The sequence below is a fragment of the Bradyrhizobium sp. WSM2254 genome, assembly GCF_000472645.1.
In the GTDB taxonomy this organism is placed as follows: domain Bacteria; phylum Pseudomonadota; class Alphaproteobacteria; order Rhizobiales; family Xanthobacteraceae; genus Bradyrhizobium; species Bradyrhizobium niftali.
Genome location: NZ_AXAB01000019.1, coordinates 63,989 through 76,660, shown reverse-complemented (window position 1 = coordinate 76,660; position 12,672 = coordinate 63,989). Strand labels below are relative to the sequence as shown.

Sequence of the window (12,672 nt, the reverse complement as noted above, 5' to 3'; positions counted from 1 at the left end):
TCAATCCGGCGACCCGATGCGTCTTTCGCTGAACTCCCGACTTTCCGCGATCTCCGCGCTCTTGCCGGCGCTGTTGGTGATGCTCGTCGTCTATATCGGCGCCACCGGCTGGACCGTCTGGATGTCGCTGACCAACTCGCGCATGCTGCCGAACAACAATTTCGTCGGGCTTCGGCAATATGAGATGTTGCTCAGCAACGACCGCTGGATCACCTCGGTCCACAACATCGTTATCTACGGTGTGCTGTTCGTGTCGCTCGCGCTCTTGATCGGCTTCCTGCTGGCGGTTGCGATCGATCAGCGGGTGCGTGCGGAGGACACGATCCGCTCGATCTATCTCTATCCCTATTCGATGTCCTTCGTCGTAACGGGCCTGGTCTGGCAGTGGTTGCTCAACCCGACGCTGGGCATCCAGCATGTGCTGCGCAGCTGGGGCTTCGAAGGTGCGACGTTTGACTGGATCGTGCGGCAGGAGACCGCAATCTATTGCCTGGTCATTGCGGGCGTCTGGCAGGCTTCGGGGCTGGTGATGGCGATCATGCTCGCAGGTCTACGCGGCGTCGACGAGGAGATCTGGAAGGCGGCGCGAGTCGACGGCCTGCCGAAATGGCGGGTCTATGTGTCGATCATCGTTCCGATGATGGGTGCAAGCTTTGCGACCGCCGCGGTGCTGCTGTCGACCGCTGTGGTGCGCCTTTACGACCTCTCGGTCGCGATGACCAATGGCGGGCCGGGCATCGCCTCGGAGGTGCCCGCCAAATTCGTCATGGATCATCTGTTCGAACGCGCCAATATCGGTCTTGCGACGGCGGCGGCCACCACCATGCTGTTCACGGTGATCGCGGTGGTCGCGCCCTATCTCTACTGGCGCACGCGCAAGGGAGAAATGCGATGACCGCGGCGGCTCAGCCCTTGCCCGCCGCTCGCCGGCCGAAGCGCATGACCCCGGCGCGCTGGGGCCTCTATGCCTTCATCTTCATTACCGCGCTCTACTTCCTGCTGCCGCTCTATGTGATGGTCGTCACCTCGCTGAAGCCGATGGCGGAGATCCGACAGGGCAATCTGCTGGCCTTGCCCGTAGCTCCCAGCATCGACGCGTGGGTCAAGGCCTGGACGTCGGCCTGTACCGGCCTGACCTGCCAAGGCATTAAGATCGGTTTTCTCAACTCGCTGCGCATCCTGGTGCCGTCGGTGGTCATCTCTATCCTGGTCGGCTCGCTCACCGGCTATGCGCTGTCGCTGTGGCGTGTGCGCGGCGCCAACATCCTGTTCGGCACAATGATGGTGGTCGCGTTCATCCCCTATCAGGTGTTCATCTATCCCTTGGTTCGCGTGTTCTCCTTCACCGGGCTCGGACAGTCGCTCTCAACCATCGTGATCATTCACACGATCTTCGGCCTTCCCACGATGACCCTGCTGTTTCGCAATTATTTCGCGTCGCTGCCGGTCGAGTTGTTCAAGGCCGCCCGCGTCGACGGCGCCGGCTTCTACCAGATCTATGCGCGGATCATGATGCCGATGGCCACCCCCATGATCGTGGTCGCGGTGATCTTGCAGACCACCGGCATCTGGAACGATTTCATCCTGGGGCTCGTCTTCGCCGGCCGCGACAATCTGCCAATGACGGTGCAGCTCAATAACATCGTCAATTCGACGCAAGGCGAGCGCGCCTACAATGTCGACATGGCGGCAACACTATTGACCGCGCTGTTGCCGCTCGCCGTCTATTTCGGCTCTGGCCGCTGGTTCGTGCGCGGCATCGCCGCCGGCGCAGTGAAAGGCTGACACAGCATGCAGAAATCGAATGTCGACATCAGGAGCCTGCAGATCGGCTTTGGCGGCCTGAAGGTGCTGGAGAACCTCAATCTCCATGTCGAGGCGTCCGAGTTTCTCGTGCTGCTTGGGCCGTCCGGCTGCGGCAAGTCGACATTGCTCAACGCGATCGCGGGGCTGATCGACGTCAGGGGTGGCGAGATCCATATCGGCGGCCGCGATGTCACCTGGGCAGAACCGAAGGATCGCGGCATCGCGATGGTGTTCCAGAGCTACGCGCTGTATCCGCGCATGAGCGTGCGCCGGAACATGTCGTTCGGGCTGACGGTCGCGGGCACGCCGCGAGACGAGATCGAGCGCCGCGTCGGAGAGGCCGCGCGGATGCTGCAGCTCAACAGCCTCCTCGACCGCCGTCCCAGCGAGCTCTCCGGCGGCCAGCGCCAGCGTGTCGCGATCGGACGGGCGCTGGTGCGCCATGCCGGCGTCTATTTGTTCGACGAGCCGCTCTCCAATCTGGACGCCCAGCTGCGCGCCGAGCTCAGGGTCGAGATCAAGCGGCTGCATGCACGGCTCGGCGCCACGATGATCTACGTGACGCACGATCAGATCGAGGCGCTGACGCTCGCGGACCGGATCGCGGTGATGCAGGGTGGCGTGATCCAGCAGCTCGACACGCCGAAGAAGATCTATCGCGAACCCGTCAACCGGTTTGTCGCCTCTTTCGTTGGCTCGCCCGCGATGAATTTCATTCCCGGCCGGATCGCGTGTGACGGCGAGACCGGATTCATCGCCGGAGCAAACCGGCTCAAGCTGAACGGCTACGCCTTCCGCGGCTTACCGACCGACGCGCCGGCCGTTCTCGGCATCCGCCCCGAGCATATCGAGCTGGCTGCGTCCGACGATCCGTCCGCAGTATCCGCCCGCGTCGAGATGGTCGAGCCGATGGGCGCCGACACGCTGATCTGGTGCCGCCTCGCCGATGGCACCGCCTTCTCCTTCCGCCATGACGCCGATGCGAAAATGCGCGAGGGCGACACGCTCGCGCTGCGGTTTCCCGCCGAAGCACTGTCGCTGTTCGACGAGACAAGCGGACAGCGCCTCTAGATCCCCCACCTGCCGAAAGCGAGACATGACCAAGCCGATCGACCGATTTTCTATCCAGCTGTATTCTGCCCGCTCCATCACCCCGCTCGAGGCGCAGTTCGCCCTGCTGTCCAGCCTCGGCTACACGATGGTGGAGCCCTGGGGCGGACTGTTCAACGATCCCGAGACGCTGAAGAGGCTCCTCGATGTCCACGGGATGACTGCGCCGAGCGCCCATGTCGGGCTCGACCGGCTGCGCGCGGACGCGGTCGGCACGGCGAGGATGTGCAAGGGACTCGGCATCGAGACCATCTTTGCGCCGGCCCCACCATTGGGCGAGCGCGAGGGCGGAGAAAAGGAATGGCGCAGCATTGGGCGCGAGCTTGCTGACATCGGAAAGGCGGTGACCGGCGAGGGGCTCAAATTCGGCTGGCACAACCATCATTGGGAATATGGCCGTAGCGGTAGCGGCAAGACCTATCTCGAATGCCTGTTCGAGGAGGCCCCCGACCTCGTCTGGGAGGCCGATCTCGCTTGGATCGTGCGCGGCGGCGGCGATCCGGTCGCCGAGATCAAGAAGCATGCGCAGCGCCTGGTCGCCTGCCACATCAAGGATCTCGCGCCATCGGGACAATGCGCCGACGAGGACGGATGGGCCGATCCCGGCCATGGCATCATGGACTGGCCGGCGCTGCGCGCGGCGATGACGGAGGCCGGGGTCTCCCTGTTCGTCGCCGAACACGACAAGCCGAGCGACGTCGCCCGGTTCGCGCGCCGGGCGCGCGAGACCGTGGCCGCTTGGACGTAACGGGGAGGAGATCATGAGCAAGCTCGGAGTCGGCATCGTCGGTTGCGGTAACATCTCGATGATCTACATGCACAACTTGCCGAAATTCCGCGATCTTGAGCTGATCGCCTGTGCCGACCTGCGGCCCGAGGCCGCGCAAGCCCAGGCGGCGCAGTTCGGCATCGAGGCGTTGTCGATCGAGGCGCTGCTGGCACGTCCTGATATCCAGATCATCGTCAATCTCACCACGCCGAACGCGCACTACGGCGTCAGCCGCGCGGCGTTTGACGCCGGCAAGCACGTGTTCGGCGAAAAGCCGATCACGGTGGAGGCCAACGACGCCGCGACCTTGGTCGCGGAGGCGGCGCGTCGCGGCTTGAAGCTCGGCTGCGCGCCGGATACTTTCCTTGGCGGCGGCGGACGGATAGCACGCGAGTTCGTCGATACGGGTCGGATCGGCAAAGTGCTCTACGGCACCTGCTTTCTGATGTCGCATGGCATGGAGCACTGGCACCCCGATCCAACCTTCTTCTTCAAGCCGGGCGGCGGACCGATCCTCGACATGGGGCCCTATTACCTTGCGGCCCTCATCAACCTGTTGGGTCCCGTTGCACTAGTTCAGGGGCGTGCGAGCGCCGGCTTCGCCACGCGGCTCGTCACCTCGAAGGGGCCGATGAACGGCAAGACCGTCGCGGTTGAAACTCCGACAACGGTCATGTCGCTGCTGCATTTCGAGTCAGGCGCCGACATCATCTTTGCGATGAGCTGGGACGTCTGGAAACATGGACATCCGCCGATCGAGCTTTACGGCACCGAAGGCTCGCTGCGCGTGCCGGACCCCAACTTCTTCGGCGGCGCGGTGCAATACACCGAGAAGGGTGGCGACTGGATCTCGGTCCCTGCAGACGACCGGCCGTTCGGCAAGCCCAACTGGCGCTCGCCGAATTGGGCCGATCACATGCCGAACCAAGCCAACTATCGTTGCCTGGGCGTCGCCGAACTCGCAAGTGCGGTGCTGCGTGGCACGCCACACCGCTCCTCCGGCGCGCTGGCGAGCCACGCGCTGGAGGTGAAGCACGCGATCCTCAAGGCCAGCGTCGAAGGCGGGGAGATCGCAGTGCGCTCGCGCGTCGAGCGACCGGCATCGCTGTCCGACGTCGATGCGATGGCGTTGTGGGCCGGGGAGATCTTCTGAAGCGGGACAGTCCCCCAGATGCGATTGCCCGGTCTGGGCATTGGGGTGAAATGCCCGCTCTGTCTCCTGGAACCAGCAAGGAGAGGCGAGTTTTGGTGGGGTATCGAACTCAGCGGACGCGTGCTGCTGGCGCGTCCAGGGTAGAAGGAAGCATTCGATGAAGATGATCAAGGGACCAGCGATATTCCTCGCTCAGTTCGCTGCCGACGCGGAGCCGTTCAACTCCTTCGACTCGATCTGCGGTTGGGCCGCCTCGCTTGGCTACAAGGGGGTTCAGATTCCGAGCTGGGACGGGCGGCTGTTCGATCTGAAGAAGGCCTCGGAGTCGCAGACCTACGCCGACGAGGTGAAAGGTATCGCAGCTCGTCACGGCCTTTCCATCACTGAGCTCTCGACCCATCTCCAGGGCCAGCTCGTCGCCGTTCATCCGGCCTATGACACGGCGTTCGACGGCTTCGCCGCACCTGAGGTCCGCGGCAATCCGAAGGCGCGCACCGAATGGGCCGTCGACCAGGTCAAGCGCGCGATCTTAGCCTCCAAGCGTCTCGGGCTCACGGTGCACGCGACCTTCTCAGGCGCACTTGCCTGGCCCTACATCTATCCATGGCCACAGCGTCCGGCCGGCCTCGTCGAGGCCGCCTTCGACGAGCTCGCGAAGCGCTGGCGGCCGATCCTTGACTATGCAGACGAGCACGGCGTTGATCTCGCCTACGAGATCCACCCGGGCGAGGATTTGCACGACGGTGTCTCCTACGAGATGTTCCTCGATCGGGTGAATAACCATAAGCGCGCGAACCTGCTCTACGACCCATCGCACTTCGTGCTGCAGCAGCTCGACTACCTCGACTACATCGACATCTACCACGCGCGCATCAAAGCCTTCCATGTCAAGGACGCCGAGTTCAACCCGACCGGCCGCCAGGGTGTCTACGGCGGGTTCCAAAGCTGGGTCGACCGTGCCGGCCGCTTCCGCTCGCTGGGCGATGGCCAAGTCGATTTCGGCGCCATCTTCGCGAAGCTCACGCAATACGATTACGGGAGCTGGGCGGTGCTCGAATGGGAATGCGCGCTGAAGCATCCTGAGCAAGGTGCGCGCGAGGGCGCGGAGTTCATCAAAAACCATATCATCCGCGTCACCGAAAAAGCGTTCGACGATTTCGCAGGTTCCGGCACGGACCAGCAGGCGAACCGCAAGATGCTGGGCATCTCCTGAGCGAGGGGAACAATATGGCTATCGAAGCAAGCAATGAAGCTGGCGGTCATCGACGTATCCGGCTCGGCATGGTCGGTGGCGGCCAAGGAGCCTTTATCGGTTCCGTACACCGCATCGCGGCCCGTATCGACGACCAGTTCGAGCTCGTTGCCGGCGCACTCGCCTCAGATCCGGTCCGCGCCAGAGCCTCCGCGAAGGAGCTCGGTATCGCCGACGACCGCGCCTATGGCTCCTTCGAGGAGATGGCGAAGGCGGAAGCCGCGCGAGCGGACGGCATCGAGGCGGTCTCGATCGTGACCCCCAACCACATGCACAGCCCGGTCGCGAAGGCCTTCCTTGAAGCCGGCATTCATGTCATCTGCGACAAGCCGCTGACGACAACCGTCGCCGAGGCTGAGGAGCTGGTGGCGCTCGTCGGGAAGAGCGGCAAGGTGTTCGTGGTGACGCACAACTACACGGGCTATCCCATGGTCCGGCAGGCCCGCGCCATGGTCGCAAATGGCGACCTCGGCGAGATCCGGCTGGTCCATGCCGAATATCTGCAGGATTGGCTGACCGAGCGATTGGAGGCAAGCGGCCACAAGCAGGCGGCGTGGCGTACGGACCCGACCCGGTCCGGCGCCGGCGGGTGCATCGGCGACATCGGCACCCACGCCTACAATCTCGCCTGCTTCGTCACCGGGCTTGAGCTCGACGAACTGTTCGCCCAGCTGTCGACCTTCGTCGAGGGGCGGCGCCTCGATGACGACGTCCAGATCCTCCTCAAGTGGAAGGGCGGCGCCAAGGGCATGCTGTGGGCGAGTCAGGTCGCCGTCGGAAACGAGAACTGCCTCACGCTGCGCGTCTACGGCAGCAAAGGCGGCCTCGAATGGGCGCAGGAAAATCCGAATCATCTCTGGTTCACGCCCTACGGCCGGCCCAAGCAGCTTCTGACCCGCGGCGGGGCCGGCGCCTTGGTCGAGGCGGGCCGCGTCACCCGCATCCCCTCCGGCCACCCCGAGGGTTACCTTGAAGGTTTCGCAACAATCTATGCCGAGGCGGCGCGGGCTATTCGTGCAGCGGAGGCCGGAAAGAACCAGGATCCGACGGTGATCTTCCCGACCATCGAGGACGGCCTCGCTGGCGTGAAATTCATGGATGCTGCGGTGAGGTCATCAGCAAGCAATGGCGCCTGGGTTCGGATCACGTAACCGAGCGGCCCCCGAGATGCGGCAAGCCCGAAGGCGCGGATACTGTCGCGGGCACGTCAGTGCCTTCATGCGGGGTCTCCTGGCGTGATCAGGAGCGTCAGGTCACTGCGTTCCGGACCAGCCGAGTGAACGCAACCACCTCGTTGCGACGATGGTGCTCCTTTAGCACAGCGTAGGCCGGTTCAGGAAAAGCCCCAAGCGTCACGACAATCAACTCTTCCTTCCGAAATACGTCGATCCGCTGTCCGGCATGCCCGAGCGCGGACATGATGCCGTCATCGTCTGCGTGCCGACCAATTGGGTGCCGATCCCGGGCCAGGCGGAGGGACGTTCCTGCGCGACATCTCGCTGCGCATTCCCGCGGGCAGCATCCTGGCGCTGCTCGGCAAGAATGGCATGGGTAAGACCACGCTGCTGCGGACCATGTCCGGGCCGGCGCCTCGTTGTCTGGCCAGATTCGTCGATGCGCGAACCGTGGAGTTATACTCATTTCGCAAAATGAGTATAACTAAATGCTTTCAGGACGTATCCAGACCGAGCGGGCGCGGAATCGAACGCAGTCACGGAATGCTCGCGTCCGACGTCGTTGTAAGGCTGTGTGATCCAATCTAGTTAGGCCCCTCACGCTTTATTGAGGCGTTTCCTCAACTGCGCTCACGTTGCGGCGCATGTGATTTACTCCTCGAAGCGTTGGATCAACGCTGACTTCATTGCCAAAGCTGATTCCTGAGTTCGGTTGAATGTGCGTGGTTCTTGTCGCTTACTTTGTGTCGTTCGCGCTGCAAAGTGAATGGAGGAAAGGAATGATACCAGCAACAAAGGGCCAATTTCGCGAGGCACTGAGTGAACGCCGCCGTGCGTGTGCACTCGAGCTTTCGTGTGCACCATGTGTGCACTGAGAATGCAGATTGGGCTTTTTGGCTTCCAACTGGGGGATATGATTCTGGAAAAAAGCAAAATATATCAAGGCTTCTTTGCGCTGGATTTCCCAGTCGGTCCAATCCCCTATAGGATCGAGTGGGTACAAAATAGATCGACGAAATGAACGACTTGCGCTGGAAATTCGCCGTGGCCCCGATGATGGACTGGACCGACCGGCATTGCCGGGTGTTCCACCGTCATCTCACGCGGCGGGCGCTGCTCTATACGGAGATGCTGACCACTGGCGCCGTCATCCATGGCGACCGGGAGCGGCTGCTCGGGTTCGATGCGTCGGAGCACCCGGTGGCGCTTCAGCTCGGCGGCTCGGATCCGCGCGAGCTCGCGCAGGCGGCGCGGATCGGCGAGGCGTTCGGCTATGACGAGATCAATCTCAATGTCGGTTGCCCGTCCGATCGCGTAAAGGATGGCCGCTTTGGCGCCTGTCTCATGGCGGAGCCGGAGCTGGTGGCGAGGTGTGTCGATGCGATGAAGCAGGCGATCGGCGTTCCCGTCACGGTGAAATGCCGCATCGGGATCGACGACCAGGACCCTGAAGCGGCGCTCGATACGCTTGCGCGCGCGGTGGTCGCAACGGGGTGCGATGCGCTGATCGTGCATGCCCGGAAAGCCTGGCTCAACGGCCTGTCACCGAAGGAGAACCGCGACATCCCGCCGCTCGACTACGAGCGCGTCTATCGGTTCAAGCGTGCGATGCCTGATGTGCCCGTCATCATCAATGGCGGCATCCCAGGCATCGACGAGGCGGTAGCACATCTCGAACATGTCGATGGCGTGATGCTCGGCCGCGCCGCCTATCAGGATCCCTGGCGGCTGCTCTCCGTCGATTCCGATATCTTCGGCGAAGCGGCGCCGCATGCGACGATGCAGGACGCGCTCGAAGCGATGATGCCTTATATCGAGGCGCAGCTCGCGCGCGGCACGCGCCTGCACGCCATCACACGGCATTTCGTCGGCGCATTCCACGCCGTGCCCGGCGCGCGCGCTTTCCGCCGCCATCTTGCCGAACAGGGGGTAAAGCCGGGCGCCGGTCTCGACGTGCTGCGCGATGCGATCGCGCGCGTCGGTGTGCGTGCGCCGGTTGAGGCGGCCGCCTAACTGCCGCCAGGTGAAGAGCCGGATCGCAACATCCGGCTCTTCGTCGATCGATCGGTCTCAGCGGAACAGGTCGAAGTGATAATTCACGCCGACGCGGAAAGAGTGGAATTTCGCGGCGTTCCAGTCCGGCAGGTCGTCGTGCTTGAACTCGGTGTAGAGATATTCGGCCTTGGCCGACCATTTCGGCAGGAACGCCCATTCGACGCCGCCGCCTGCCGTCCAGCCCATCTTCATCTTGTTGATCGGCCCGTCCTTCAATTCGCCGGCGGCAAGACCGGCGGTCCCGAAGAACAGCAGGCGTGAATCCATCGTCGCGATACCGGCGCGGGCGCGGCCGGTCATGTACCAGGGCAGGCTGACTGCGGCGCTGTTGAGCGCGTCGTGGTTCTTGATGTCTCCGCCTTCGAAGTCGTTCTCGATGCCGACCACGAACATCGGCGAGAGCTGGTAGTTATAACCGATTTGCACGCCGCCGACGGCGCCCTTGACCTTGCCGCCACTCGCGCCGACGAGATTGTTGAAGGCATCGTCGCCGCTCTCGGCATAGCCGGCGTTGAATCCCGCATAGAGACCCGTCCACGAATATACCGGCTGCGGTGCCGTATAGGCGGAGGCGGGCGCTGCATAGCGCGGCGACAGGTCGGCAGCGCAGGCGCTGCCTGCGGCGAACACAGCGGTAAAGGGCAGGGTGCGCATCGTGCGGCGTAAGGCGGCTCTTGCAGTCATAATTCACAGTCTCCCACTTGGCCGCGTCCCTTCGGGAGCAGCGCCTGTCCACCCTGATCCGGGAATGTGATGGGTATAAACCGACTGGGCGGTTTGTAAATAGCGCAAATGCCACCCCGGAGCGCTTTCGCGGCGCACCGACTGAAGTCGTGTTCTGGATGGGGCGCAGCCCCGCGCAATCGAGCCTGTCGGCAGGCGGGCGGCGGCTCGCGTGGGCGATCTAGTCGACCGCCATCCGCGCGCGGCGGGGGCTGCTCTGGAGCTCGGGATAGCCGGTGAGCATCAGCTTGTCGGCGCGCACGCCCCAGCTCTCCAGGCGGTCGAGGAAGCTCATGCCGAGCAGATTGGTCTTCATCTGTCCGCGCTGCACGACGAGGGCCGGCACCGATTTCTCGACGAGGTGGCCGACGGCAAGGCGGTCGAGCGTCAGCCGGGCCGCCTTGGTGTGGCCGCCCGCGGTCTCCAGGTCGACGTCATATTCAAGCATCTCGAGCGGCAGCCCGATGGCTTTCGCGGTTTCCCAGGTCAGCACCACGGAGGTCGCACCGGTGTCGATCACCATCGGTGCGGCGACGCCGTTGATCTTCGCGCGCAGCGCGAATTCGCCGCCCTGGCCGCGGTGGATCTGCACGGCGGGGGCCGGCGCGGCGGTCTGGGCGCGGAAGATGTGCGAAACCTTGTGGCTCGCACGCGCGATCTGATCGGGATCGCCATAGGCGACGACGGCACCTGCGGTGCCGGCGAGCATGACGAGAACGAGCAGGAAGCGGATCATCGCGCACCTCCATATGCGCGCGGGCCGGTCAGGCGCGTTTCTGCGATCCCGCGATCGGCGCAAGGCCGGCCTCCGCCATGCGCGCCGGCAGCAGCGCCATAACCGAGAGCCGCTCCGCGCTTTCCATGGCGTGCCAGCGCGCGATCTCCGGCAAGGTGCGGCCGCAGCCGAAGCACAGCTTGGTCTTGGGATCGATCATGCAGACGGCGACGCACGGCGTTTCTTTGCTCATTCGGATATAGTGAGGGATCGTCGGGCATTTCTGCAAGCATATCGTTAAGAGCCCGTGCCTGCGCTCATGATTGGCTTGTGGCGCGGCCGGCGCTTCTCGTCAGGCACGAGGGAGCCCTCCGGCTGGAGCGGTGGAGAATCATCCGACAGCGGCGCGAGCGCGCTCATCACGCGCTCCGGCGGGAAGGTGACAATCACCTCGGTGCCGATGCGCAGCTTCGATTTCAGCGTGAACGTGCCGCCATGCAGGTCGATCAGGTTCTTGGCGATGGGCAGGCCAAGACCCGCGCCCTGTTCGGCCGATTTGATCGAGTTGGAGCCCTGGCCGAAGGAAGCGAGCACGACCGGAATCTCGTCCTCGGGGATGCCGGAGCCGGTATCCCTCACCGAGAGATATTGTCCGCCCGAAGCGGTCCAGCCGGCCTTGAGCCAGATCTCGCCGCCCTGCGGCGTGAACTTGATCGAGTTGGAGAGCAGGTTGAGCACGACCTGGCGGATCGCGCGCTCGTCGGCCCAGAGCCGCGGCATGGCCTGCTCGAACACCTCGTGGATGGTAATGCCGCGGCTCGATGCGCGCAGCTTCATCAAATGGTGACAGTCGGCGACGATGCCGACCAGCGACACGGCTTCCTCGTTCAGCTCGTAGCGGCCGGCCTCGATCCGCGACAGATCGAGAATCTCGTTGATGAGATTGAGCAGGTGCACGCCGGAATTGTGGATGTCGGCCGAGTACTCCTTGTAGACCGGCACCGCGTGCGCGCCAAAAATCTCGCTCTTCATGACCTCGGAGAAGCCGAGGATGGCGTTCAGCGGCGTGCGCAGCTCGTGGCTCATCTGCGCGAGGAAGCGCGACTTGGCGACATTGGCGGATTCGGCGCGGTGGCGCGCTTCGTCCGAGATCGCCTTGGCCTGTTCGAGCTCGCCGATCAGCGCGTCCTTCTCGGCGCGCGCCTCGAGCGTGGCGAAGGTCGAGGAATGCAGCCGATGCGCCAGCAGCACGAAATAGCCTTCGGCGCCGAGCGCGAGCGCGGCCAGGATGTAATTGTCGAGCGAGCCGGTCACCGCAAAGCTCAGCGCCATGGCGACTGCGACCGGTGCGGTGGCGGCAAGTGCGGCGATCGGCAGATTGGCGGCGAGCATGCTCGATACTGCGATCACCAGCAGCATCAGGAACATCATCAGTGTTTCCGTGACCATGTCGAGCACGGGATGGATCAGGATCGCCATCCAGCACAGGCCATAGAGCAGGTCGAGCACGACGAAGCGCGTCCGCCAGGCGCGCGTCGCGGCCGGCGAGGCGGGCTCGGTCAGGAAGCGCCGGCAGCTGCGGATCATCGCGCCGTGGATGCAGAGCATGCCGGCGGTCCAGGCCGCGGCAGGGATCGGCTGCATCCACAGTCCGAACAGCACGCCGGTCGCAACCACCAGCAGCATCACGACATAGGAGGCCGACAGCCGCGTCTGGGCATATTGGCGCAGCATCTCGGCGTCGAAGGCCGGCCGGGTTCCGCTGGTCGACGTTAACTTATCGCGCGCCTCGCGCACCCGCTGCGCCGCAGCCCTTCGGCTGCTCGCCGATGGAGCGCTTACCGGCTCGGCCGGAAGCTGCACAACCTCAGGCTTTTCAGCGGGGTTACTCATCAAGCAACACGATTCCTGCCC

The 12,672-nt window shown here is 64.0% G+C and carries 13 protein-coding genes; 9 read left to right on the top strand and 4 right to left on the bottom strand.

Annotation, left to right across the window (positions count from 1 at the left end):
* The first annotated feature begins 16 nt into the window (after positions 1-16).
* From A3M7_RS0114370 to dusA, 9 genes are all read left to right on the top strand, one after another.
* Entirely contained in the window at positions 17-895 is an 879-nt protein-coding gene (locus tag A3M7_RS0114370) for a carbohydrate ABC transporter permease (protein ID WP_049823401.1), read from the top strand.
* Entirely contained in the window at positions 892-1,785 is an 894-nt protein-coding gene (locus A3M7_RS0114365; RefSeq protein WP_027544566.1) for a carbohydrate ABC transporter permease, read from the top strand. The genes A3M7_RS0114370 and A3M7_RS0114365 overlap by 4 nt, the downstream gene beginning before the upstream one ends.
* A 6-nt stretch (positions 1,786-1,791) precedes the next feature.
* On the top strand, positions 1,792-2,877 hold the full coding sequence (locus A3M7_RS0114360) for an ABC transporter ATP-binding protein (RefSeq protein WP_027544565.1): 1,086 nt from the start codon (positions 1,792-1,794) through the stop codon (positions 2,875-2,877).
* A 25-nt stretch (positions 2,878-2,902) separates the two neighbouring features.
* Positions 2,903-3,664, top strand: a complete 762-nt coding sequence (locus A3M7_RS0114355; protein WP_049823400.1) for a sugar phosphate isomerase/epimerase — start codon at positions 2,903-2,905, stop codon at positions 3,662-3,664.
* Positions 3,665-3,677: 13 nt separating this feature from the next.
* Positions 3,678-4,838, top strand: coding sequence for a Gfo/Idh/MocA family protein (locus A3M7_RS0114350; RefSeq protein WP_027544563.1), 1,161 nt, complete (start codon positions 3,678-3,680; stop codon positions 4,836-4,838).
* A 157-nt stretch (positions 4,839-4,995) separates the two neighbouring features.
* Positions 4,996-6,051, top strand: coding sequence for a sugar phosphate isomerase/epimerase (locus A3M7_RS0114345; RefSeq protein ID WP_027544562.1), 1,056 nt, complete (start codon positions 4,996-4,998; stop codon positions 6,049-6,051).
* Positions 6,052-6,065: 14 nt separating this feature from the next.
* Complete coding sequence (locus A3M7_RS0114340; protein WP_027544561.1) at positions 6,066-7,241, top strand: Gfo/Idh/MocA family protein; 1,176 nt, start codon at positions 6,066-6,068, stop codon at positions 7,239-7,241.
* A gap of 297 nt (positions 7,242-7,538) precedes the next feature.
* Positions 7,539-7,853 (top strand): ATP-binding cassette domain-containing protein, encoded by a 315-nt coding sequence (locus tag A3M7_RS51235; RefSeq protein WP_371090187.1) that lies wholly within the window; start codon positions 7,539-7,541, stop codon positions 7,851-7,853.
* 429 nt (positions 7,854-8,282) lie between these two features.
* Complete coding sequence (dusA, locus tag A3M7_RS0114325; RefSeq protein ID WP_084302151.1) at positions 8,283-9,278, top strand: tRNA dihydrouridine(20/20a) synthase DusA; 996 nt, start codon at positions 8,283-8,285, stop codon at positions 9,276-9,278.
* 57 nt (positions 9,279-9,335) lie between these two features.
* Here the strand turns inward: dusA and A3M7_RS0114320 are convergent, their stop codons facing one another.
* The 4 genes from A3M7_RS0114320 to A3M7_RS0114305 all read right to left on the bottom strand — a co-directional run bounded on the left by A3M7_RS0114320 (position 9,336) and on the right by A3M7_RS0114305 (position 12,651).
* A complete protein-coding gene (locus tag A3M7_RS0114320) occupies positions 9,336-10,004 on the bottom strand; it encodes an outer membrane protein (RefSeq protein WP_027544559.1) in 669 nt (222 codons plus the stop codon).
* A gap of 220 nt (positions 10,005-10,224) precedes the next feature.
* Positions 10,225-10,779 carry a TIGR02281 family clan AA aspartic protease gene (locus A3M7_RS0114315; RefSeq protein WP_025576432.1) on the bottom strand — a complete coding sequence of 185 codons (555 nt, stop codon included), beginning with the start codon at positions 10,777-10,779 and terminating at the stop codon, positions 10,225-10,227.
* A gap of 28 nt (positions 10,780-10,807) precedes the next feature.
* Positions 10,808-11,011 (bottom strand): DUF1289 domain-containing protein, encoded by a 204-nt coding sequence (locus tag A3M7_RS0114310; RefSeq protein ID WP_027544558.1) that lies wholly within the window; start codon positions 11,009-11,011, stop codon positions 10,808-10,810.
* Positions 11,012-11,055: 44 nt separating this feature from the next.
* The gene (locus A3M7_RS0114305) at positions 11,056-12,651 is read right to left on the bottom strand and encodes a HAMP domain-containing sensor histidine kinase (RefSeq protein ID WP_027544557.1); all 1,596 of its coding nucleotides are present in this window, start codon (positions 12,649-12,651) and stop codon (positions 11,056-11,058) included.
* Positions 12,652-12,672: the final 21 nt, after the last annotated feature.

Excerpts from the sequence above, each read along its gene's own strand:
- A3M7_RS0114370 (WP_049823401.1), top strand. The coding sequence starts at position 17 with ATGCGTCTTTCGCTGAACTCCCGACTTTCCGCGATCTCCGCGCTCTTG.
- A3M7_RS0114365 (WP_027544566.1), top strand. The coding sequence starts at position 892 with ATGACCGCGGCGGCTCAGCCCTTGCCCGCCGCTCGCCGGCCGAAGCGC.
- A3M7_RS0114360 (WP_027544565.1), top strand. The coding sequence starts at position 1,792 with ATGCAGAAATCGAATGTCGACATCAGGAGCCTGCAGATCGGCTTTGGC.
- A3M7_RS0114355 (WP_049823400.1), top strand. The coding sequence starts at position 2,903 with ATGACCAAGCCGATCGACCGATTTTCTATCCAGCTGTATTCTGCCCGC.
- A3M7_RS0114350 (WP_027544563.1), top strand. The coding sequence starts at position 3,678 with ATGAGCAAGCTCGGAGTCGGCATCGTCGGTTGCGGTAACATCTCGATG.
- A3M7_RS0114345 (WP_027544562.1), top strand. The coding sequence starts at position 4,996 with ATGAAGATGATCAAGGGACCAGCGATATTCCTCGCTCAGTTCGCTGCC.
- A3M7_RS0114340 (WP_027544561.1), top strand. The coding sequence starts at position 6,066 with ATGGCTATCGAAGCAAGCAATGAAGCTGGCGGTCATCGACGTATCCGG.
- dusA (WP_084302151.1), top strand. The coding sequence starts at position 8,283 with ATGAACGACTTGCGCTGGAAATTCGCCGTGGCCCCGATGATGGACTGG.
- A3M7_RS0114320 (WP_027544559.1), bottom strand. The coding sequence starts at position 10,004 with ATGACTGCAAGAGCCGCCTTACGCCGCACGATGCGCACCCTGCCCTTT.
- A3M7_RS0114315 (WP_025576432.1), bottom strand. The coding sequence starts at position 10,779 with ATGATCCGCTTCCTGCTCGTTCTCGTCATGCTCGCCGGCACCGCAGGT.
- A3M7_RS0114310 (WP_027544558.1), bottom strand. The coding sequence starts at position 11,011 with ATGAGCAAAGAAACGCCGTGCGTCGCCGTCTGCATGATCGATCCCAAG.
- A3M7_RS0114305 (WP_027544557.1), bottom strand. The coding sequence starts at position 12,651 with ATGAGTAACCCCGCTGAAAAGCCTGAGGTTGTGCAGCTTCCGGCCGAG.